The organism is Sinorhizobium sp. FG01 (genome assembly GCF_002531875.1).
Lineage (GTDB): Bacteria > Pseudomonadota > Alphaproteobacteria > Rhizobiales > Rhizobiaceae > Sinorhizobium > Sinorhizobium fredii_C.
This window is the reverse complement of the sequence record NZ_NWTB01000006.1, coordinates 25853-46729: the sequence shown is the minus strand read 5'-3', so window position 1 is coordinate 46729 and position 20877 is coordinate 25853. Positions and strand designations below refer to the sequence as shown.

The 20877-nt window shown below is 60.6% G+C and carries 18 protein-coding genes and 2 pseudogenes; 13 read left to right on the top strand and 7 right to left on the bottom strand.

The window, feature by feature from the left end; genetic code table 11:
• The first annotated feature begins 140 nt into the window (after positions 1–140).
• The 6 genes from CO656_RS10530 to CO656_RS10505 all read left to right on the top strand — a co-directional run bounded on the left by CO656_RS10530 (position 141) and on the right by CO656_RS10505 (position 5848).
• Positions 141–1448, top strand: coding sequence for an extracellular solute-binding protein (locus CO656_RS10530; protein WP_097525712.1), 1308 nt, complete (start codon positions 141–143; stop codon positions 1446–1448).
• Between the two features lie 151 nt (positions 1449–1599).
• The gene (locus CO656_RS10525; protein ID WP_097525711.1) at positions 1600–2505 is read left to right on the top strand and encodes a sugar ABC transporter permease; all 906 of its coding nucleotides are present in this window, start codon (positions 1600–1602) and stop codon (positions 2503–2505) included.
• Position 2506: 1 nt separating this feature from the next.
• Positions 2507–3466 carry a carbohydrate ABC transporter permease gene (locus CO656_RS10520; protein WP_097525710.1) on the top strand — a complete coding sequence of 320 codons (960 nt, stop codon included), beginning with the start codon at positions 2507–2509 and terminating at the stop codon, positions 3464–3466.
• Positions 3463–3666 carry a hypothetical protein gene (locus tag CO656_RS10515; RefSeq protein ID WP_097525709.1) on the top strand — a complete coding sequence of 68 codons (204 nt, stop codon included), beginning with the start codon at positions 3463–3465 and terminating at the stop codon, positions 3664–3666. Before CO656_RS10520 ends, CO656_RS10515 begins: the two co-directional genes overlap by 4 nt.
• Positions 3663–4772: an ABC transporter ATP-binding protein gene (locus tag CO656_RS10510; RefSeq protein WP_097525708.1), complete on the top strand. Its 1110-nt coding sequence runs from the start codon at positions 3663–3665 to the stop codon at positions 4770–4772. Before CO656_RS10515 ends, CO656_RS10510 begins: the two co-directional genes overlap by 4 nt.
• The gene (locus CO656_RS10505) at positions 4772–5848 is read left to right on the top strand and encodes an ABC transporter ATP-binding protein (RefSeq protein WP_097525707.1); all 1077 of its coding nucleotides are present in this window, start codon (positions 4772–4774) and stop codon (positions 5846–5848) included. The genes CO656_RS10510 and CO656_RS10505 overlap by 1 nt, the downstream gene beginning before the upstream one ends.
• 117 nt (positions 5849–5965) lie before the next feature.
• On the opposite strand, the gene CO656_RS10500 is transcribed toward CO656_RS10505, so the two are convergent.
• The 4 genes from CO656_RS10500 to CO656_RS10485 are packed head-to-tail and all read right to left on the bottom strand — an operon-like array spanning position 5966 to position 9772.
• Positions 5966–6940 carry an NAD(P)-dependent oxidoreductase gene (locus CO656_RS10500; RefSeq protein WP_097525706.1) on the bottom strand — a complete coding sequence of 325 codons (975 nt, stop codon included), beginning with the start codon at positions 6938–6940 and terminating at the stop codon, positions 5966–5968.
• Between the two features lie 25 nt (positions 6941–6965).
• Positions 6966–7658: a FadR/GntR family transcriptional regulator gene (locus CO656_RS10495; protein ID WP_097525705.1), complete on the bottom strand. Its 693-nt coding sequence runs from the start codon at positions 7656–7658 to the stop codon at positions 6966–6968.
• 2 nt (positions 7659–7660) lie between these two features.
• Positions 7661–8830, bottom strand: a complete 1170-nt coding sequence (locus CO656_RS10490) for a mandelate racemase/muconate lactonizing enzyme family protein (RefSeq protein ID WP_097525704.1) — start codon at positions 8828–8830, stop codon at positions 7661–7663.
• Between the two features lie 54 nt (positions 8831–8884).
• Positions 8885–9772 carry a sugar phosphate isomerase/epimerase gene (locus CO656_RS10485; protein ID WP_097525703.1) on the bottom strand — a complete coding sequence of 296 codons (888 nt, stop codon included), beginning with the start codon at positions 9770–9772 and terminating at the stop codon, positions 8885–8887.
• A gap of 301 nt (positions 9773–10073) precedes the next feature.
• Here CO656_RS10485 and CO656_RS10480 point away from each other — a divergent pair, with 301 nt between their 5' ends.
• Complete coding sequence (locus tag CO656_RS10480) at positions 10074–10925, top strand: sugar phosphate isomerase/epimerase (protein WP_097525702.1); 852 nt, start codon at positions 10074–10076, stop codon at positions 10923–10925.
• 124 nt (positions 10926–11049) lie between these two features.
• Here the strand turns inward: CO656_RS10480 and CO656_RS30480 are convergent.
• Positions 11050–12310: pseudogene (locus CO656_RS30480) on the bottom strand (transposase).
• A 537-nt stretch (positions 12311–12847) separates the two neighbouring features.
• On the opposite strand from CO656_RS30480, the gene CO656_RS10470 reads away from it, so the two are divergent.
• Positions 12848–13753 carry a transglutaminase-like domain-containing protein gene (locus CO656_RS10470; RefSeq protein WP_097525701.1) on the top strand — a complete coding sequence of 302 codons (906 nt, stop codon included), beginning with the start codon at positions 12848–12850 and terminating at the stop codon, positions 13751–13753.
• 774 nt (positions 13754–14527) lie between these two features.
• Here CO656_RS10470 and CO656_RS10465 read toward each other — a convergent pair.
• Positions 14528–14899 (bottom strand): annotated as a pseudogene (locus tag CO656_RS10465) (transposase); the annotation flags it as partial.
• Between the two features lie 410 nt (positions 14900–15309).
• Here CO656_RS10465 and CO656_RS10460 point away from each other — a divergent pair.
• Genes CO656_RS10460 through CO656_RS10450 form a run of 3 tightly spaced genes read left to right on the top strand, consistent with a single transcriptional unit; the run spans position 15310 to position 18121 of the window.
• On the top strand, positions 15310–16326 hold the full coding sequence (locus CO656_RS10460; RefSeq protein ID WP_337441788.1) for an ABC transporter substrate-binding protein: 1017 nt from the start codon (positions 15310–15312) through the stop codon (positions 16324–16326).
• Positions 16326–17363, top strand: a complete 1038-nt coding sequence (locus tag CO656_RS10455; protein ID WP_097525700.1) for an iron chelate uptake ABC transporter family permease subunit — start codon at positions 16326–16328, stop codon at positions 17361–17363. The genes CO656_RS10460 and CO656_RS10455 overlap by 1 nt, the downstream gene beginning before the upstream one ends.
• Positions 17360–18121, top strand: coding sequence for an ABC transporter ATP-binding protein (locus tag CO656_RS10450; RefSeq protein ID WP_097525699.1), 762 nt, complete (start codon positions 17360–17362; stop codon positions 18119–18121). The genes CO656_RS10455 and CO656_RS10450 overlap by 4 nt, the downstream gene beginning before the upstream one ends.
• A 556-nt stretch (positions 18122–18677) precedes the next feature.
• On the opposite strand, the gene CO656_RS10440 is transcribed toward CO656_RS10450, so the two are convergent.
• Positions 18678–19112, bottom strand: a complete 435-nt coding sequence (locus tag CO656_RS10440) for a VOC family protein (RefSeq protein WP_097525698.1) — start codon at positions 19110–19112, stop codon at positions 18678–18680.
• 338 nt (positions 19113–19450) lie between these two features.
• Here CO656_RS10440 and CO656_RS10435 point away from each other — a divergent pair, with 338 nt between their 5' ends.
• Together CO656_RS10435 and CO656_RS10430 are read left to right on the top strand one after the other, a co-directional pair.
• Positions 19451–20197 (top strand): ABC transporter substrate-binding protein, encoded by a 747-nt coding sequence (locus CO656_RS10435; RefSeq protein WP_097525697.1) that lies wholly within the window; start codon positions 19451–19453, stop codon positions 20195–20197.
• A gap of 21 nt (positions 20198–20218) precedes the next feature.
• Positions 20219–20875: an amino acid ABC transporter permease gene (locus CO656_RS10430; protein ID WP_097525962.1), complete on the top strand. Its 657-nt coding sequence runs from the start codon at positions 20219–20221 to the stop codon at positions 20873–20875.
• Positions 20876–20877: the final 2 nt, after the last annotated feature.

Genomic DNA, 20877 nt, shown 5'->3' with positions numbered 1-20877 from the left:
TGCGACCCGTTAGGCGTGAAATCTGGCACGACGCACGTTGGGTCGAGGAGGACCCCGCCCGCAGAAGCGCCAATCAGGAGGATTTGACAGACGGACCGCCGCGGGAAGGCGGCGGCGTGTACAAAAGGGGAGGAAGTATCATGCGCAAGACAGTGGCCGGCTTGTTGGCCGGTATCAGTTTAATGTTTGCCAGCGGGACATCCGCGCAATCGCAAGAACTGACGATTTTCTGGGCCGAATGGGATCCGGCCAATTATCTCCAGGAGCTCGTCAACGAATACGAGGCCGAGACGGGCGTGAAGGTCACGGTCGAAACGACCCCTTGGGCGGATTTCCAGACGAAGGCGTTCACCGAATTCAACGCCAAGGGCTCGGCCTATGACATGGTCGTCGGCGACTCGCAGTGGATCGGCGCCGCATCGGAGGCCGGCCACTACGTCGACCTCACCGAGTTCTTCAATAAGCACAAGCTGAACGAGGTGATGGCTCCTGCCACGGTGAAGTACTACTCGGAGTATCCTGCGAACTCCGGCAAGTACTGGTCGATTCCGGCTGAGGGCGACGCGGTCGGTTGGTCCTATCGCAAGGACTGGTTCGAAGACCCGAAGGAGATGGAAGCCTTCAAGGCGAAGTATGGCTATGACCTCGCCCCGCCGAAGGATTGGAAGCAGTTGCGCGACATCGCCGAGTTCTTCCATCGTCCGGACCAGAAGCGCTACGGCATCGCGATCTACACCGACAACTCCTATGACGGTCTCGTAATGGGCGTAGAGAACGCCATCTTCTCTTTCGGCGGAGAACTCGGCGACTACAGCACCTACAAGGTCGACGGGATCATCAACTCGGAAAAGAACGTCAAGGCTCTGGAAACCTACCGCGAGCTTTACGGCTTCACCCCTCCTGGCTGGGCCAAGTCCTTCTTCGTCGAGAACAACCAGGCGATCACCGAAAACCTGGCAGCGATGAGCATGAACTACTTCGCCTTCTTCCCGGCGCTGGTCAATGAAGCATCGAACCCGAACGCGAAGGTCACCGGCTTCTTCGCCAACCCGGCCGGCCCGAATGGCGACCAGTATGCCGCGCTCGGCGGCCAGGGCGTTTCCATCGTCTCCTATTCCGAAAACAAGGAAGAGGCGATGAAATTCCTCGAGTGGTTCATCAAGGACGAGACGCAGAAGCGCTGGGCCGAACTCGGCGGTTACACGGCAAGCGCCAAGGTGCTGGAGTCGGAAGAGTTCCAAAACGCGACGCCCTACAACAGGGCCTTCTATGAGACCATGTTCAAGGTGAAGGACTTCTGGGCAACGCCCGAATATGCCGAGCTGCTGATTCAGATGAATCAACGCATCTATCCTTATGTGACGGCGGGCCAGGGCACGGCAAAGGAGGCGCTCGACGCTCTCGCCAAGGACTGGAACGCGACCTTCAAGAAGTACGGCCGCCACTAACGAGTAAGACATCGCGGGAGGGGCCTGGCTCCCTCCCGCTTCTTCAACTTGGCACCGAACGATACTCGCGCGGACGCGGCGTCGCGCTCCTGAAATGCGCAACAGAATGGCGCAAGTGCGCCCGGCGCTGGGCTCTCGGAGGAGGAGCACATTGGCCACCGTGGTTATGACATCGCTGGATTCGAAGTCGCGCGCGGCTTCGCGGGGCTTGAGCGACATCAAGATTCGCAATCTCTTCATCATTCCGACGATCCTTTTCCTGATCGTCTTCAACATCTTCCCGTTGATCTACTCTCTCGGCTACTCTTTCACCGACTTTCGTGCTTCGACGAACGCTCCGGCCGCCTTCGTCGGCCTGCAGAACTACCGGGAACTGCTGAACGACCCATTCATCTGGGCGAACTTCGCCATTACGGCGAAATACGTGATCGTGTCGGTTACCGGTCAGGTTGTCGTCGGTTTCGGCACGGCGATGCTGCTCAACCGCGAGATTCCGTTCAAGGGTCTGATCACAACACTGCTTCTGCTGCCGATGATGCTGTCAATGGCGGTGGTTGGGCTCTTCTGGAAGCTGCTCTATGATCCATCGTTCGGCATCATCAACTACGCGCTCGGCCTCGGCTCTTTCGAATGGCTGGCGAATCCCGACATGGCACTCTACGCTGTCGCCATCACCGACATCTGGATGTGGTCCCCCTTCGTGATGCTGCTCTCGCTCGCCGGTCTCTCGGCCGTACCGAGGCACCTTTACGAGGCGGCGGCGATTGATCGGGCGGGACCGTTCTACACCTTCTTCCGCATTACCCTGCCGCTCGTGGCACCGATCCTCATGATCGCGATCATCTTCCGCACGATGGAGGCGTTCAAGACTTTCGACCTCGCCTATATCCTCACGAGCCAGCCGACCACGGAAGTGATCTCGATTCGCCTCTACAAGATGGCGTTTCAGGAATGGCAGACCGGCCGATCCTGCGCGCTCGCCTACATAGTGCTGATCATGGTGCTCGCGATCACCAACATTTATGTCAAATACCTCAACAGGGTGAAGGAGCGCTGAGATGGCGGCCGTCCAAACTCGCTCCGAGCGCGCGCTAAATCGGCTGGCGATTGCCGCCGTACTTGTCATCACGCTGCTCTTCCTCGCACCCATCTACTGGATCACGTCTACGGCCTTCAAACCGCGCAACCTCGCGACGACGATCCCGCCGACCGTCATTTTCGAGCCGGAGATCTCGCCCTTCGTCAAGCTCTTCACCAAGCGCTCTCAACTGCGTGCAGCACCGGAGCCAGAAGACTATGCCGCCGCACCATGGTGGGAACGGCTGGTCTTCGACGGGGGTGAAAAGGTGGTGCGCTCGGGGCGCGGAGAGGTGCAGCTATCCGGTTACCCCAACCGCTTCATGAATTCGCTGATCGTCGCGATCACCTCTACGGTGCTCGCCGTCAGCATGGGTACCTTCACAGCCTACGGTTTCTCGCGGTTCAAGATGAAGGGCGAAGCGGACCTGTTGTTCTTCATCTTATCGACACGCATGCTGCCGCCCGTGGTCGTGGCAATCCCAATGTTCCTGATGTACCGGGCTGTCGGGCTGAACGACACCCATTGGGGTCTCATCATCCTCTACACCGCCTTCAATCTCTCCTTCTCGGTCTGGTTGATGAAAGGCTTCATCGACGAGATTCCGAAGGAGTATGAGGAAGCGGCGCTCGTCGACGGCTACACGCGTCTGCAAGCCTTTTTCAAGATCGTGCTGCCTGAGGCCGCCACGGGCATCGCCGCGACCGCCGTCTTTTGCTTCATCACAGCGTGGAACGAGTATGCTTTTGCGCTGATCATGACGAACCGGCGCGCGCAAACGGCACCGCCCTTCATCCCGAGCCAGGTCGGCTCTGGCCTTCCGGATTGGACCGTCATTGCCGCAGGTACCTTCTTGTTCCTGCTACCGGTCGCCATCTTCACCTTCCTGCTCAGGAACCATCTCCTGCGCGGCATGAGTTTCGGAGCGATCCGCAAATGACCTTTCGTGCCATAAACCGGACGTATCTCGAGCCAGGCTCACAGTTCCTGATGATATTCGGCATTATCGCGCTATGCCAGCCGTGGAACCTGTTCCTCCATCGCTACGGGCTGACGATGACGTTAGTCGGGCTGATTGCCTTCATGATCACGTCCAAGATCCCGCCGGAACAGAAAACTGACGAGAGCAGGAATCCATGACGCAGATTGAATTGCGCGGCATCGAAAAGCACTTTGGTGCCGTTCAGGTCATCAAGAACCTCAATCTCGCCATAGCCGATAACGAATTCATCGTTCTACTCGGCCAGTCCGGCTGCGGCAAGACGACGACACTGCGCGCGATCGCCGGGCTCGAAACGGTCGATGAAGGCGACATCCTCATCGACGGTCGGCCGGTGCAGCACTTGAAGGCATCGCACCGGGACATCGCCTTTGTGTTCCAGTCCTTCTCGCTCTACCCGCACATGACGGTGTTCGAGAATATCGCCTTCCCGCTCCGCGCCACGCGCGGCAACCCTGCGGATATCGAGCGCGAGGTCCGGGCGGTTGCAAAAACACTGCAGATCACCCACCTGCTCGCAAAAAGGCCCTCCGCTCTTTCAGGCGGCGACATGCAGCGCGTGGCGATCGGCCGGGCACTCGTCCGGCGCCCCAAGGCGATGCTCATGGATGAGCCGATCGGCGCGCTTGACGCGAAGCTCCGCGAAGAGATGCGCGCCGAAATCAAGCGGCTCCATATCAAACAGGGCTCGACCACGATCTACGTGACGCATGACCAGGTCGAAGCCATGTCACTCGCCGACCGTATTGTCGTCATGCACGAAGGAGTTCTGCAGCAAGTCGGCACTCCCCATGAGGTTTACGCTCGTCCGGCCAACATGTTTGTCGCGCAATTCGTGGGGAGTCCGGTCATGAACATGGCTGAGGTGACGATTTCCGCGGATGCGGGGCATGCACGCGTCCAGGTCGGAGGTGCTTCAACCGCCTTCGATCTTCCATCCAGTCTCACCGCCCAACTCGCTGCCGCCGGGGTCAAAAACGGCAATATCACCCTCGGGGTGCGACCTGAAGGGGTTCTCGTCTCACGGGAAGCACGCGAGGGCTTCGTGCCCGTGGAGGCCCATATCATCGAACCGCTCGGCTCGCATGACATCGTAGACCTGCAGGTTGGTGCCCAGATGCTGCGGGCAAGGACGAAAAGCGGCTTCGTAGCCAGGCCAGGCGAGGCCGTCTGGGCCCGAATTAATCCCACTCAGGCGCATTTCTTTGACAGCACGACCGGCACATCTTTTGGGATCAGGCTCTGATGGCGCATATCGAACTCAAAGGCATAACCAAGACCTTCGGAGGCCATACCGCCCTGAAGGATCTCAGTTTCGAAATTGCCGACGGAGAGTTTTTCGTGCTGCTCGGCGAGACGGGAGCCGGCAAGACAACCACCCTCAGGCTGATTGCCGGGCTTGATAAGCCGACGGGCGGACAGATCTTCATCGATGGCGAGGATGTCGCCGACTGGGGCGCCGCCGAACGCGACGTGGCACTTGTGCTGCAGCAGTATTCGCTTTACCCCCGCTACACGGTCCGCGAGAACCTCGAATTCCCGCTCAAGTCTCGCATCCGGTGTGTCGAACCGGCCGAAATCAAGGAGCGTGTCGCCCGCGTCGCAAAGACTCTCCGCATCGAGCATCTGCTCGACCGCAAGACGGATCGCCTGTCGGGTGGCGAGATGCAGCGCGTTTCCATCGGGCGGGCGATCGTGCGCAAGCCGCGCGTCTTTCTGATGGACGAGCCCCTCTCCGCCCTCGATGCCAAACTTCGCGAGGCGCTCCGCACCGAGCTCAAGAACCTGCAGATGAACCTCGGGGCAACCTTTCTCTTCGTGACCCACGATCAGATCGAAGCCATGTCGATGGGCGACAAGATCGGCGTACTCAACAACGGCCATCTCGTTCAGACCGGCACGCCGCAGGAGATCTATCGCAATCCGGTCAACACTTTCGTTGCACGCGCCGTTGGCTCGCCGCCGATGAACCTGATCTCCGGCAGGGTTGCGGGCAATGAGGCCATCGCGGACCAAGGCTACCGATTGCCTTTTGACACGGCGCTCGACACCGCGGTTGACGGACGGCCACTCACCTTCGGCATCCGCCCCGAGGATCTCTTCCTCGAAAGCGGCGCCCCCGGCGAGGCCCGCGTGCACGACGTCGAAAATCATGGCGTCGAGAAGATCGTCACCCTTCGCACAGGCAACCACTTCTTGCATGCGACGGTGCCGGCTCAGACCGACCTCGAGATCGAGGAGTCTGTTCGCTTCTCCTGGGATCCGGAAAAGGTCGTGCTCTTCGACGGGGGAAGCGGGATGAGCCTGCGCCACGCCCGTTGACCGGCCATCGGCGACAACGAGATCGGCTCCATTTACTAGTGGCTCCCGCCCATTTGCCCGTCATTCACGCGACCATGGAGTGCGTGTCCCATCTGGAACGGGCGCAGTCCCATTGCTCTACGCCGGAAACCGTCGCCGATAGTGTTCGACGACCTCAGGGTTGCGAAGGCTGACAGGCAACTCGCCTCTCAAAATGCGGATCGCTTCGGCCGCAGCGCCTGTTCCCATGCGCATCATGCTTTCGTCAGTGATGCCGGCGAGGTGAGGCGTGACGATCACATTGTCCAGCCGGAAGTAGGGATGCTCGAGCGGCAGGGGCTGAGCAGAGAACACGTCAAGGGCAGCGCCGCCGATACGGCCCAACTCCAGCGCCTCAATCAATGCTGCGTCATCCACGACCGGACCGCGCGCCACGTTGACGAGGATCGCGCCCGGCTTCATGCGCGCAATCCGCTCGCGGCTCAAAAGCCCCGTCGTCTCGGGCGTGAGCGGGCAACAGAGAACGACGATGTCCGCCGTCGAAACCAGATCGTCGACCGAAAGAAATCGCACACCGCCAGGCAGGCTTTCGGGCGAGCGGCTGTTGGCGACGATCTCCAGCCCAAACCCGTGTTTCGCGACCCGGAAGACCGCCTTTCCCACGTTGCCCATGCCGATAATGCCCATGGTTCGGCCGGCGAGGTCGAGTGCTCGGTCCGCGTGGACTCGCCCGGCACCCCACCCCCTGCTTCTGAGATCTCGGTCCAGGGGACGGAACCGGCGCAGCAACGCCAGCGTCACCATGAAGACATGCTCCGCCACAGTCGGCGCATTGACGGCCGGCACGTTGGCGATAAGCACACCGGCCGCCGTGGCCGCGTCATAGGGTATCATGTCGAGCCCCGCGCCGTGCCGGACTGCCGCGCGCAGGGCCGCTGTTTCTTCGAAGAAGGCCGGCGGAATCGGCGCGCGCACGATGACGATCGCCGCACCCTCGCCTTCACGCAGCAGCGTCTCGGGATCGGGAGCGGACGCGACGCGAAGATCGCCCGCCGCCTTCAGCATGGCCTCGGCGTCGCGGTGCAGGGGATGGGTCGAGAAAATGAAACTCATCGGCCTCCTCATTACCGATCGGGGACTATTCCGCGGCTGTCGCTGGTCCTCCGATGAGGCCCTTCCAGTAGCTTTCCGCGCCCTGTAGATGCGCATTCATCAAAGCCTGGGCGAGATTGCCGTCGCGTGCGAGCAGCGCCTCGTAGATACGGATATGTTCTTCATGCGAGCGGCGACTGCGGGCGATATCTGCGAAGTAGATGGGAAGTCGCTGTTCGCCCATTGTGTAGTAAACGCTGCAGACGCGGTGAAACACGCTGTTCTTCGTCGCCCGAACGATCTCCAGGTGAAAATCCCGGTCCTCGCGCGCGAGGCCCTCGCCTGCAGCGATCTTCGCCTCGGAGGCGGCGAGAATCTCGCGCAGGCGTTCGTAATTCTCCTCCGTCGCCCGCGCGCAGGCGAGTTCCGCCGCCTTGATCTCGTGGATCTTGCGAAGCTCCACCGTTTCGTAGATCACGATTGGGTCCAGTGGCACGCCGGCAACTGCAAAGAGTGCGATTGCCTCGACGCTCGCCTCGGTCGTCGTCAGGTAGATGCCCGATTTCGCCCGTCGCTCCACAATGCGCATGGCTTCCAGGATTGCCAAAGCCTCCCGAAGCTGCCCGCGGCTGACGGCGAAGTGCTCGGCGAGCTCTCGCTCCGACGGCGTTCGCCCGCTGCTGCTAGAAGTCGTAAATAGATGGGCTGCCAGATCGGAAAGCAGATTGTTTTTTTTCATGGCTACAGTCTTTGCGCGTAAGTCTCCAGGACGCGCTCGTTGATCGTAAATCCCAAACCGGGTTTATCAGGGATCTCTATCATACCGTCCCTCACAACCACAGTCTCCTCGACGAGATCGTGGATCATCGGGTTCGCGCCAACCGAATATTCGATGACAAAGCTTGCCGGAGAGGCAGCGCAGATGTGTAGGCCCGAGAAGAAGCAAGGGGCACCGGCCCACAAATGGGGGGCAAAACGGAGGTTGAAGGCACTGGCGATCACACCAATGCGCATCGCCTCCGTGATGCCGCCGCAGAATGCCGGGTCGGGCTGGAAGATATCAGCCGCGCGCAGCACCGCCAGATCGCGGAAGGCGAAACGGGTGGCCTCGCTCTCGCCCGCCGCGATCGGCACCCTTGAAGCGGCGCGCACTTCCGCCATGCCGGCCTTGTCATCCGCGATCACCGGCTCCTCGAACCAAGCGAGGTCGCAATCCTGGACGAGTTGGATGAAGCGTTTCGCGTCGGCAACCGTATAGGTGCCATGCGCATCGACCATGATATCCACCGAGGGGCCCAGCGCCTTGCGGGCAGCACGCACGCGGGCGGCCGAGACATGCGGCGCGCGGTCCATTGCGCCGACCCTCATCTTGACCGCCTTGAAACCGCCATTGGCGATATAGGACTGCAGCTGGCTGCCGATCTTTTCGGCGTTCTCCCAGCCGCCGGATGCATAGGCAGGCAACCGGCTCGCCTTGCGCCCGCCGAGAAGCTTCCACACCGGCACGCCCAGCGACTTGCCGAGAATGTCCCACAATGCGATGTCGACGGCACTGATGGCGGCAATGGAGAGGCCCCGGCGCGAGAGTTCCGGCATCGCATGACCCGACATCGCCGCTGTTTCGTGACGCACCCCGTTGTAAAGCATCTCCCAGGTCGCGGAGATGTCGGCGGCGTCGCGGCCGACGAGCCGCGGGCCCACCTCATGGTTGAGCATGTGCACCAGCGTGCCGTAAGTACCGGCGCTGCCTGCAGCATTCTTGCCTTCACCCCACCCTACGATCCCGTCATCTGTTTCTATGCGCAGGATCGCCGCGTCGAAGGTTGTCAGGCGTCCAAAATCGCTGCGGTGCTGCCGGCTCGCTTCGATCGGTATGCGAACCCACCAGGCTTGGACGGTCTTGATACGCATTTCGCCTCCCCAACCTCGCGGCGCGCCGGCCGCAGGGCATGCTCGGACCGGGCCTCACTTGATCAGCGGCAGGATGGTCTCGGCGGTGATCCGCATCTGGTCATCGTAGAACCTCTCTGTCAGCAGGCTCGATCCATGATCCTGGATGAACTTCAGCTGCGCCGGCGGGATATCGACCGGATTGCGTTCGACCATGTCGGGATATTTCGCCGCCGGTGTGCGGTCGACCGGCGCCACGAACTCATTGGTGAGTGCGCCGTCGTAACCGATCTCCTTCAGAGTTGCGACGATCTTCGGCCAGTCGAGATGGCCAAGACCTGCCGCAAAGCGGTTGTTATCAGCCACATGGAAATCGAAAAGCCGGTTCCCGGCGAGCCTGATCGCCTCATACATGTCCTCCTCTTCGATGTTGAGGTGAAAGGCATCGAGGCAAACGCCGCAATCGGGATCGACCGCCTCGGCTAGCGCAAGCGCTTGGGCTGCACGGTTGAAGAGATAAGTCTCGAACCGGTTGAGCGGCTCGATTGCCAAGCGGACGCCCTTCTTTTGGGCATGGGCGAAGCATTCCTTCGTCGCATCCACGACCCACTTCCATTCATCCTCCTCGGTGCCATCCGGAACGACCTTGCCGACGGTCGCCGGTACGAGGGTGACAATTTGGCCCTCGAGTTCGCTCACCATCGTTATGACGCTCTTCACGTAGTCCACCGACTTTGCGCGCTGGCCCTCGTCCTTGGCTGCGAGGTTGCGCTCGCCGAGCGTCAGCGTCACCGCACCCCAGCAGCGAATGCCGTGTTCCTTGAGCAGCGCGCGAGTGTCGTTGACGTCGTACTGGGCCGGCTCGCCTGAAATCTCGATGCTCTCGTAGCCGTATTTCTTGATGCGTTTCAGCGTGACGGCGAGAGGCTCCGCCCGCATCCAGTTGTGCGTCGAAAGGTGCATTCACGTCCTCCCAAATTGTCGTTGCCCCCGCACCGACGGGGGACCTTTTCCTTGCGGTTAGCCCGATCTGGTTTGGCCAATTTCTCCCGTAAGAAGCTCTATCGCAATTTAACGTCACCCGCAAGCGATCCACAAAGCCCCCACCTCATCCCGTTTTTCCTTGCTTCTCCGGATTCCGGGCGTCTTTGTCGATCGGCGCCTCCTGGATATATTAACTGTCGGCTTGACCAAGTCTGCACTTTTGGTATGACCAGACTACTACGGGAGACGCACGAACACTCGCGAAAATCTGGAGGGGACGATGAAGGTCGGCATGTGCATGTTTCTCTGGACGACGAGCGTCGGGCGGAAACATGAGGCGCTACTCCGCGACATCAAGGCGACGGGATTCGACGGCGTCGAGATTCCAATCTTCGAGGGCACGCCCGACGACTACCGTCGGCTCGGCGCCCTGCTCGATAGGATAGGGCTGGAGCGCACGGCCGTCTCCGCCATGAGCAACCCTTCCATGAACCTGATCTCGCCTGATGCGGCGACGCGCAGGCGCGGCATCACCTACATGCAATGGGTCATCGACTGCGCGGCCGCCCTCGGCGCTGACACGTTGAGCGGCCCGCTACATTCCACGCTCGGCCAGTTCTCCGGCACAGGGCCGACCGCCGCGGAGCTGAAGCGGTCCGTTTCCTCGCAGCGCACGGTCGGCGACCATGCTGCCAAACGCGGCATCACCGTAGCGCTCGAGGCGCTGAACCGCTTCGAATGCTATCTCGTCAATACGATGGACGACCTGGCCGACCATATCGATGCAATTGGGCACCCCAACATTCGTGCCATGTACGACACTTTTCACAGCAATATCGAGGAAGCTGATCCCATCGGAGCCTTTACCCGCAACAAGGACCATATCGTACACGTCCATATTTCGGAGAACGACCGTGGCGTGCCGGGCCGCGGGAACATCCCATGGTCCGAGACTTTCAAGGCGATACGCGCGAGCGGCTATGACGGCTGGCTGACGATCGAGGCTTTCGGTCGTGCATTAAAGGACCTTGCGGCCGCAACGAAGGTCTGGCGCGATTTCTCCGAGACGCCCGAAGCGGTCTATCGCGATGGATATCGTCACATTCGCAACGGATGGCGGGCAGCGGCATGACGGGCGCCCTGCCGATGGAAGAGATCATAGAGGCTCTAGTCGGAATGGCCCTGCGCGGCATCTTCCCGCATGAGATCAGGAACGGCGAAAGGAGACATTCGGGCGAATTCAGCTGAGCCGCCACTTACCACAGCAAAGCCGCTGTCCGGTCGCTTCGCATCCCTGAAGGTTTTTCGATGCGGGCCGGAGTTTGACGTCTGCCGCTGGCGTTGGCGGCCCGCGTTGACAAACCTTGGGAGGGAGAAGCCGCGGAGGCTGGGTGAGACCTAGGGGGAAAGCAAGGGGCCGCGGCGTGTGTTGTGGACTTCGGCGCTGACGTCAGAAGCAAAAGGGCGGGGCATGGCTCTCTCAGAGTGAGCGGGATCGCCTCAGCGCCTGGCGGATCATCTTGTTTGCCCGTTTCCGCTCCAAGCAGAGCGCGGATCTTTGCGACATTGGTCTTGCGCCCCCCGCTGGCCAGCAGGCCGTAGTGGCGGATGCGGCGGGAACCGTCGGGCAGCACATGGAGCAGGAAGCGACGGATGAACTCGTCGGTGGCCAGCCGCATGACCTTTTGTCGGTCGGCGGTCGTGACCCGGTAGTCCTTCCAGCGGAAAGTGACCGCCTCGGCATCGGCGCTGATCAAGCGGCTGTTGGAGATCGCCACCCGGTGGGTACAGCGGCTGAGATAGGCCAGTACGGCCTCGGGACCGCCGAAAGGGGGCTTGCCGTAGACGACCCATTCGGATTTGCGGACGGGGGCCAGCCAGGCGGCGAAGCCAATCTCTGCAAGCCCGGCCAGATCACCGTAGAACATCAGATCGCAGCAGCCGACAGAACCCGCACGGGCAGGAAGAACCCGGGGGCGGCATGAGATCCAGCGCCTGCCATCCGGCGACAGCCCGCCGCCGGGCACGATGATGTGCACATGCGGGTGATGGGTCAGCGCCGATCCCCAGGTGTGCAGCACGCCGGTTGTGCCGATGCGCGCGCCAAGGTGCCGGGTATCGGCGGCGATGGTGCTCAGCGTCTCGGCCGATACCCGAAGCAGCAGGTCATAGACAGCCTTCTTGTTCCAGTAAGCGATCTGGGCGCTCGGCCCGCAGGGCGAAAACCACGTGGAAATACTCGACCGGCAGAAGGTCTTCGGCACGGGCCAACCAGTCCCGCGCCGCGGGTGCTTGGCACTTCGGGCAGTGGCGGTTCTTGCAGGAATTATAGGCGATGTGGTTATGCCCGCACTTGGTGCAAGCAGCCACATGCCCGCCGAGCGCCTCGGTTCGGCAGGCTTCGATCGCCGCCATGACCTTGAGCTGGGTCAGGCTGACATGCCCGGCATTGGCTCGCCGCCACGCAGGACCATAGGCTCGGAAGATGTCAGCGACCTCCAGCTTTTGCCGGGACACCCCGGCGCGCGCTTCATTCCAGCCGACGCCTCAGGGTCAGATCCCCCATAAGTCGCCACCCGGTCGTTATTTGGAGACAGGGCGAAGGTCCGTTCCATCGGCATGCTGGTCATTCTGGCACCGAAGCTCCTATGGCGACAATCCACCCGTCTTCGACGGTGTTGAACGCGAAGAGTCGACCAACAGCAGTCGTACGGCCAGACCCCGATCAGCGGCCACAATCGGCCCTGAGGAGACCTTGCTGTCTTCAAGGTTGAATGACCGCTTCGCGCCCTATATCGGTCATCGGGGCCGCAGTGGCTTCTTTCCGAAAGCAGACGTCACTCACTCTGGCCCCCGAGGGCCATTACGGCGCGCGTAATGCATCCTTGAGATCGATACACAGCAATCCGGCAAGCCTCGCATCGCTGACGCCGATCGAGACGGCCAATGGCCAGCCGCGCCGACCCGCGAATGCGACCTGAGCCCACCGATTGACAATTTTTGAAAATTTGCCCTTCTTGTCGTGTCTCAATCCTCAACTGGAAAGGGACGACAATGCGCAGAACCTTTTATGCTTCTCAAAGCATCTATTCGGAACCCGGCCCGTATCGCGAAACGTTGATGGGCGGTGGTGGCGAACCGAACCTGATCGCCGGGTGGATTAGCTCATTCATGCAGCATCCTCGCGGGTTTGAATCCAAAAAACGGGGCTTGAAACCTCAACAAATAGCCGATCTGGAGCTTCGCTCCGTGGCCGAAATTCTGTCGGTCGCCGTGGAACGCAAGCTGCTTGAAAGCGATGCCGCGCAGCCTAAGGTGGGCGGCGTATGCCGGGATTTTGCCATGATGGCGGTGAGTAGTTTTCGGGAGCGCGGCACCCCGGCTCGCCTTCGTGTCGGGTTTGCGGACTATCTGGTGCCTGACCATTGGGAAGATCATTGGCTTTGCGAATGGCACGACGGCAGGCGTTGGAAACGGCTTGATGTGGAGTTTGAGGCTATCGGGGGAGTTTCTTTCGACACCCTGGATGTGCCGAGCGAGCGGTTCATTACAGCAAGCGAGGCATGGTTTCGGATCATGGGCGATCCGGAGTTGGCCTCGCGATTTGGCGTATCGAGCCTCAACCTTGCGGGGGAGTGGTTCGTCGCGGGAAGCCTGCTGCGAGAAGTGGCAGCCCTGCGTAAGCTAGAGCTGAAACCATGGGACTACTGGGGTCTCTCGAAGGACCTCTCCCCCAATTTAACCGAGTTGTCTTCCCAGGCGAGAGCAACATTAGACCATCTCGCTTCACGGCTCAGGACCGCTGCTGTTGATGGGGATGACGAGCCGGAAACTATCGCCGACTGGCCTTTGCCAGACGAGGTTATCAGCTTCCCTCGCGGCGAACCTATGACTGTTAGGTTGCATAACTCCCAAATTCGCGACAGTAACTTTTTGGCCCTTAGGCTATGCCAGTCGTAGCAGGTAGCCGGATGTCCGCAGCAGGTATGCGGTTCGTCACCCAAGGCAACTAGCCTTAACGTTCGTGGAAGTGTCTCGCGCGCGTATTCTGTGACATCCTAACTGACGTAAGGCCGTTATGCATCGCGGCCTTTCTTGATAAAGCGCTTTGCTAACGCCCACGCCAAGATGCTTCGGGGGCAGAAACAATTCAGCAAGGATCGGAGCCTTCGACTTGATTGCTATGAATCCCATGACCTCTGCACCAGCCTCAATCATCGTAATGGTCCAACGCTAACCATTTCCTCATCACCGGCCTTCGCGGTCATCATAGCTAGGCATCACTAGCGGCCAACATTTGGCAGGCTTGCGTTGTGCACTTCAGCGCTCATCCATCACCGAAGCTCACGGCAACCACACCTCGTGATCAAAATCGAAAAGTGTAACCCATGTCTCCGGTGGGTGATGTCACCTATCTCTCAGGCCGGGCACAGAACAGCTTTCCGAAGGGCAGCTATTCGATAGACGAGGCTTTTAGCCGCCGTTCCGCTGCCGGCCGCCAACTCGACGTTAGAATATTCGATTGGCAATAGTCGCTCGTGGCGCTTGTTTCGCATTCCTCGAAAGGCAACGTAAGGCAGAGAACAGCCGGTCACTCAGGCCGGGCCGAACTCTATGTCAGCCATCAATCAGCACACCATCGACATCAAAGAAGACTTCACTTGACCTCCATTCGGCCGCGCCTGTTAGAATTCCCGATGCTCACCTTAGCCTACCCTGGCAGCGAACTCGTCTTCAAGCGGGGTCATAATCGACCAGCATGTTGACGTTGCGCTTAAACCCCAGCATCGCGGACGCTTCCCATCGCAGGATGCGCTTGAGGTGAGCGAAGAGCATCTCGACCTTCTTGCGACGATGCCGCGAACGCTCGTAATCGGGCGTGCCGGCAATGGCTCTGGCGACATCACAGGTATCCTCATTGAGATCACGGGGTACCTTGCGAGCAACTGCATTCGGGCAGCAGCGCTGTTTGAGTTCGCAAGCGTCGCAGTCCTTCTTGCTGGCCCGATAGAGCCTGGTGCCCGCACTGGTGATGCCGGATCGGGGTGTCGCGTAGGTACGGCGGAACTGAACCAGCTCCTTGCCCGCCGGGCAGATGTAGCGATCGCGTTTCGACCCATTGCAGAAATTCAGCAGGTTACAATTCAACGCCTGCTCGCGTAGCCAGAAGCCGACTTTCACGGCCGACGAACCCGTCAGTGACAGCGACCGGCGATGGCGGACAGCCATCGTCGGTATCGTCCGCCCGAGCCGACTCAATGGTGGGATTGAGCGAAAAGAGTTTGTCTGAAGGGCTAGATGGTCGATCCCCTTCCCAGGGTTCATGGGGTGGTCCTATTGCCGCATTATGCGCGTCGGCGATAAGCGGCTGAGCCAGAGGATTCTGCTTATATGGTCTCGAAAGCAGAACTTAATTGCGAACGTCAATTCGTGGCGAAAACATGATTGTTGAAGTCTTGTTTCTCAAGGTCTGTATGGATATAGGGCCCCAAGGCAAAAAACTCGCTGGAAACACCATGAAGTCACTTTTGATTGCTTCCTGTATACTCGCCCCGCTCGCCCTATCGGCAAAGACCGCGGCTGCGGCCCCGACGCAGTACCCCCTAACAATCGAGAACTGCGGTGCACAGGTCACCTTTGAGAAGGCGCCAGAACGCGCGATCGGCCTCGGCCAGAACAGCGCGGAAATCATGCTGCTGCTCGGTCTCCAGGACAAGATGGCCGGCACCGCCTTCTGGCCGAGTAAGGTGCTGCCTCAGCTCGCCGGGGCCAATGAGAAGGTGAAACTCCTGACGGTCGAGTTTCCCACCTTCGAATCGATCCTTGCAGAAGATCCGGACTTCGTAGCCGCGGCCTTGCCGAGCCTTCTCGGGCCGGACAGCAAGGTGGCAAAGCGCGAGGACTTCGAGAAAGTTGGCGTGCCGACCTATCTTTCGCCCAGCACCTGCCTCAGCACGATCAGCAGCAAGGACGTCTACGGCAGCCGCGACCGCCTCTGGAACATGGACCTTCTCTACAAGGAGATCGACGAGCTTGCACGCATCTTCAACGTTGCCGAGCGAGGGGATGATGTGATCGCCGATCTCAAGACGCGCGAAGCGGCGCTCCGCTCCACCGTCTCGGCGGACGGCAAGAAGCTATCCTATGTTTTCTGGTTCTCTAGTCAGTCCCCGTCCGCAGACGCCTATCTTGGAGGAAAAAATAGTTCTTCCGGCTTCATCGCCAGCCTGTTGGGTGGTGTGAATGCTGTCTCGGCGGAAGCCGAATGGCCAACGCTCGGCTGGGAAAGCATTATCGCCGCCAATCCGGACGTCATCGTCGTCGCCAGCCTCGACCGTAACCGCTGGGAGCTCGACAAGCCGGAGGCCAAAATCAAGTTCCTGACGACCGACCCGGCCGCCAGCCAGATGCCGGCTGTCAAAAACAACGCGATCGTCGTCATGGACGGCCAGGCCATGAACCCGACCGTCCGTACGATCTACGGCGCCGAACAGGTTGCGGAACAGCTGAAGGCCCGCGGTCTGCTGAAGTGATGTCGCACGCTGGCAACATCCGACAATACCTGGTGTTCTGCGCCGCCTTGGCGCTGTCGCTTGCGGCAGTGCTGTTTGTCGTGGCGATCAGCGTCGGGATCGGCGACCTGCCGATCCCCATCACGACAACGTTTTTCGCGATCACGAACAAGCTCGGCTGGACTGCGGCGGAGCTCACCCGCATCCATGAGACCGTGATCTGGGACTACCGCCTCAGCCGTGCACTCGTCGCAGCCTTCTGCGGCGCAGGGCTTGCGCTGTCGGGCGCGATCATGCAGTCGCTGCTGCGCAATCCGCTCGCCGAACCTTATGTACTCGGTATCTCGGCCGGCGCATCGACTGGCGCCGTCGGAATTGTCATTCTGGGGCTCGGCTCGGGGGTTGTGTCGCTGTCGGCCGGCGCCTTTGCGGGCGCCTTCGCCGCCTTCCTTTTCGTCGCCCTCCTCTCGAACGGGACACGTGGCGGCGCTGACCGCACGATTCTTGCAGGAGTTGCCGCCTCCCAGCTTTTCAACGCCACGACCTCTTACGTCGTGACTACGGCAGGTAACGCCCAGCAGGCGCGCGACGTCATGTTCTGGCTTCTGGGAAGCTTCGGTGGGGTGCGCTGGCCCGAATTCATGCTCGTCTCAGTCGTGGTGGGGCTCGGCCTACTCGCCTGTCTTGCCTATGCCCGCGTGCTCGACGCATTTGCCTTTGGCGACGAGTCTGCAGCAGCGCTCGGCGTCAGTGTCGGCCGGGCGCGCATCACGCTCTTCTGCATTACCGCCCTGCTCACCGCCACGATTGTCAGCATGGTCGGATCCGTTGGCTTTGTCGGCTTGGTAATGCCGCATGCGGCCCGCTTCCTCGTCGGACCGCTGCACATCAGGCTGCTTCCGGCCTGCGCGATCGGCGGGGCGATCTTCATGGTGCTCGCCGACATCGCCTCGCGCGTGCTGATCCCGCAGCAGGTGCTGCCGATCGGCGTCGTCACGGCCCTCGTCGGCGTACCGTTCTTTTCCGTCATCCTCTACCGCTTCCAGCGTGCGTCATGAGTATCAGGGCCGAAAACATCACCTGGAAGATCGGTTCGAAGACCGTGCTGGACGGGGTGTCGTTCGAGGCACAACCGGGTGAGATGCTCGGCCTGCTCGGCCCGAACGGTTCCGGCAAGACCTCCCTGCTGCGTCTGCTGGCGGGCCTTAAACAGCCGCAATCAGGACGGATCAGCCTCGAGCGGCAGGACATCAAGGCCATCCCCCGGCGCATGATGGCGCAGCGCGTCGCCTTCGTGGAACAGCATGCGACGACCAACGCAAATCTCACGGTCGTGGATGTGGTCAAGCTCGGCCGCTTTCCGCACCGCTCAATGTTTTCCGGCTGGACGGGCGCCGACGAAGAGGCCGTAGAGGAGGCGCTGCTACGCTCCGGCATGGCGGGAAAGCGTAACGAGCGGTGGCAGAGCTTGTCGGGGGGCGAAAAGCAGCGCGCCCATATCGCAAGGGCCCTGGCGCAAAGTCCTAAGGAGCTCATTCTCGACGAGCCGACGAACCATCTCGATATCCAGCACCAGATCGGTCTCCTTGGCCTCGTCGCCAGTCTTCCGATCACAAGCGTCATAGCCCTGCACGACCTCAACCATGCCGCGATGTTCTGCGATAGGCTAATCGTGCTCCAGCAGGGAAAAGTCGTCGCGGCGGGCGCTCCAAAAGACGTTCTGACCGAGGACCTGCTCCGGTCCGTATTCTGCATCAAAGCGCGCGTAGAGCCTTCGGACTGTCATGATGGACCACACATACAATTTCTCCGATAGCGGCGAAGCCTCAAGAGCTGTTCCGTGGCGAAGAGAGCGCTGATGAGCGCATGTGGACTGTGCACAAACGCGCGCTTTCGGCCCCGACCATTTGCCGATCACCGGCCAAGTGAGATCCCCTGGCGGCGGAGTTGATCGGGATTTCGAGATGGAGCGGTCGACGGCCGGATAATCAGCGGCCATTCCTCTTACATCGGCATGTGCAAAGCCAAAGCCCGGCCACTAGCATGGAAAGCACCGTGATCGGCACTCCAGCTTTGGCGTGCTTGCGAGATGTCAGGTGAATGCCTGCGCCGACGTGCGTCCAGCAACGATCAGATTAGCGAGGCTACCGACGAAGCAGTTCCGGGCCAGCGTCGTAAGGATGGCGGGCCCATTAATGTGTCTTCCGGAATCCCATGCCAGACTTTCAAGATCATCACGACAGCAGCAACCTTGCCGATCGTATTGCTCCGCTTATTTATCGAGACCGGACCCGAACTACGAATATCGCTCCGTGACGGCGTTCGGGTCCCGCTGCCGGACGAGCGCGAAATCGAGATTGTCGTGCGACCGATCACTCACCTCGACCTTCGGGCGGCTGATTGGCCGGGTTCCACACGACCTCCCACAGATGCCCGTCCGGATCAGTGAAGTATCCGGCATATCCACCGTAGAATGTCTTTCCTGCAGGTTTCACGATCCGCGCGCCGGCACCGGCTGCCTCATCCATGACCTCGTCCACTTCGCTTCGGCGGGAGACATTATGGCCTATCGAGAACGAAGTCGCGCTGGTTGGTGTCTTCGACAAGCCGCTGTCATGCGCCAAGTCATCCTGCGCCCAAATTGCCAGTTTCATGTCACTCGCGAGATCGAAAAATGCCACGGCGCCATGTTCGAATTCCCTGCCAACGATCCCTTGCGTGGACAGTTTCAGACCATCGCGATAAAACGCGAGCGACCGTTCAAGGTCGGCGACGCCAAGCGTCAGGACAGATATTCGTGCCTGCATTGTCATTCCTCCGTCCGATTGAAGTAAGTCAATGTCGAGGCATTAACTCACTGCCAGCCTAGTGTTGGAAGCAGATTTTCCTCGGGCTCGGAATGGCCAGTTCTTTCACCGGTCGGCGACAAGCCACAAGACCCCTCAAGCCGGTTATCTCGTCATTTGCCTGAGACGCATCGGGCCGCGGATTTATTGCGTAACGGGTGGAACATGCGGCTTACCGGTCTCATAAGCTCGCCTTATGGGCTCGGCAGGAATCCGTATTGTTCCGAATTGACAGGGACTCATATCCTGCATTGGCCGGCTCAGAAGGCCGGGGACAAGTTCAACGGAAGGGGAATGGGATGATCAATTTTCGAACTGCTCTTGCTGTGCTCGCCATGACGGCCGCGGCCGCCGCCGCCCAGGCGCAGACCGTCTACAAGGTCGGCTCGACGCCGACAGGTACCCCCTTCACATTCCTCGATGCCAAGACCAACACCATTCAGGGTCTGATGGTCGACGTGATCGAGGAGATCGGCAAGGATGCCGGGTTCAAGGTCGAAATCCAGCCGATGCAGTTTTCCGCCCTGATCGCAGCGCTGTCGTCCGGCAAGATCGACATTATCTCAGCCGCCATGTACGGCTCGCCGGAGCGGGCCAAGGTCGTCGACTTCAGCGATGACGTCTACGCTTACGGCGAAGGGCTTGTGGTTCCGGCTGGTGATACCAAGGAATATGGCGGCTTCGACGACCTCAAGGGCAAGAGGGTCGGCGGTCAGATCGGCACGCGCTATATCGACGCCCTCAAGGCTTCCGGCGCTCCAGCCGAGGTTGGCGCCTATGACGGCCTGCCCGATATCCTGCGCGACGTCTCCAATTCGCGGATCGACGCCGGCATCGGCGACTATCCTATCCTGGCCTACAACCTCGCCCAGGGCCGCTTTCCGCAGCTGCGCCTCGTCAACTCCTACAAGCCGTCGGTGGTGGGGCCGATCAACATCGCCGTTAAGCAGGGTAACGTCGAGCTTCTGGCGAAGATAAACGCCAGCCTCGCCAGGATGAAAGAGGACGGGCGCTTCGATGCGATCCTGAAGAAGTGGGGCCTCTAGGCCCCCCTAGTGGATCGAACCATGACTCATTTCCTCAGCCAGGTTCCAACCTTCCTTCCGGTTCTGATGCAGGGCGCCTACTTAACAGTACTGGTGACGCTCGGCGCTTTTGTGCTCGCGACCGTGCTCGGCCTGACACTCGCTTTCATGCGGGTGAGCGGTATTGCCCCGCTCGCCTGGACGGCACGCACGATGATCGTCGTCGTGCGCGGCATCCCCGGCATGGTGACGCTGTTCTACATCTATTTCGTGATGCCGGATCTGGGCTTGTCTCTGACAGCCCTCCAGGCGGCGGTCATTGGCCTCGGCATCGCCTACTCGCCCTACATGGCGGAGCTCTTCCGCGCCGGGATCGAGGCGATCGACCGGGGGCAGACGGAGGCCGCGCTGTCGATCGGCATGGGCTGGAGTTTGCTGATGCGGCGCGTCATCCTGCCTCAGGCGATCCGCGTCGCGCTGCCGCCCTATGGCAGTACTATGGTCATGCTGCTCAAGGATTCGTCATTGGCTTCGACCATCACGGTCGCGGAGCTGTCACTGCAGGGCAAGCTTCTCGCTTCCTCGACCTTCGAGAACACGACGATCTTCACCCTCGTGGCGCTGACTTATCTCGCCATGAGCCTGCCACTCACGGCCCTCAACGGCTGGCTCGAACGACGGATGGGACAAGGCCGATGAGC

What these genes read in the sequence shown, in the direction of transcription:
- CO656_RS10530 (WP_097525712.1), top strand. Translation starts at nt 141, where the DNA reads ATGCGCAAGACAGTGGCCGGCTTGTTGGCCGGTATCAGTTTAATGTTT.
- CO656_RS10520 (WP_097525710.1), top strand. Translation starts at nt 2,507, where the DNA reads ATGGCGGCCGTCCAAACTCGCTCCGAGCGCGCGCTAAATCGGCTGGCG.
- CO656_RS10515 (WP_097525709.1), top strand. Translation starts at nt 3,463, where the DNA reads ATGACCTTTCGTGCCATAAACCGGACGTATCTCGAGCCAGGCTCACAG.
- CO656_RS10510 (WP_097525708.1), top strand. Translation starts at nt 3,663, where the DNA reads ATGACGCAGATTGAATTGCGCGGCATCGAAAAGCACTTTGGTGCCGTT.
- CO656_RS10505 (WP_097525707.1), top strand. Translation starts at nt 4,772, where the DNA reads ATGGCGCATATCGAACTCAAAGGCATAACCAAGACCTTCGGAGGCCAT.
- CO656_RS10500 (WP_097525706.1), bottom strand. Translation starts at nt 6,940, where the DNA reads ATGAGTTTCATTTTCTCGACCCATCCCCTGCACCGCGACGCCGAGGCC.
- CO656_RS10495 (WP_097525705.1), bottom strand. Translation starts at nt 7,658, where the DNA reads ATGAAAAAAAACAATCTGCTTTCCGATCTGGCAGCCCATCTATTTACG.
- CO656_RS10490 (WP_097525704.1), bottom strand. Translation starts at nt 8,830, where the DNA reads ATGCGTATCAAGACCGTCCAAGCCTGGTGGGTTCGCATACCGATCGAA.
- CO656_RS10485 (WP_097525703.1), bottom strand. Translation starts at nt 9,772, where the DNA reads ATGCACCTTTCGACGCACAACTGGATGCGGGCGGAGCCTCTCGCCGTC.
- CO656_RS10480 (WP_097525702.1), top strand. Translation starts at nt 10,074, where the DNA reads ATGAAGGTCGGCATGTGCATGTTTCTCTGGACGACGAGCGTCGGGCGG.
- CO656_RS10470 (WP_097525701.1), top strand. Translation starts at nt 12,848, where the DNA reads ATGCGCAGAACCTTTTATGCTTCTCAAAGCATCTATTCGGAACCCGGC.
- CO656_RS10460 (WP_337441788.1), top strand. Translation starts at nt 15,310, where the DNA reads ATGAAGTCACTTTTGATTGCTTCCTGTATACTCGCCCCGCTCGCCCTA.
- CO656_RS10455 (WP_097525700.1), top strand. Translation starts at nt 16,326, where the DNA reads ATGTCGCACGCTGGCAACATCCGACAATACCTGGTGTTCTGCGCCGCC.
- CO656_RS10450 (WP_097525699.1), top strand. Translation starts at nt 17,360, where the DNA reads ATGAGTATCAGGGCCGAAAACATCACCTGGAAGATCGGTTCGAAGACC.
- CO656_RS10440 (WP_097525698.1), bottom strand. Translation starts at nt 19,112, where the DNA reads ATGCAGGCACGAATATCTGTCCTGACGCTTGGCGTCGCCGACCTTGAA.
- CO656_RS10435 (WP_097525697.1), top strand. Translation starts at nt 19,451, where the DNA reads ATGATCAATTTTCGAACTGCTCTTGCTGTGCTCGCCATGACGGCCGCG.
- CO656_RS10430 (WP_097525962.1), top strand. Translation starts at nt 20,219, where the DNA reads ATGACTCATTTCCTCAGCCAGGTTCCAACCTTCCTTCCGGTTCTGATG.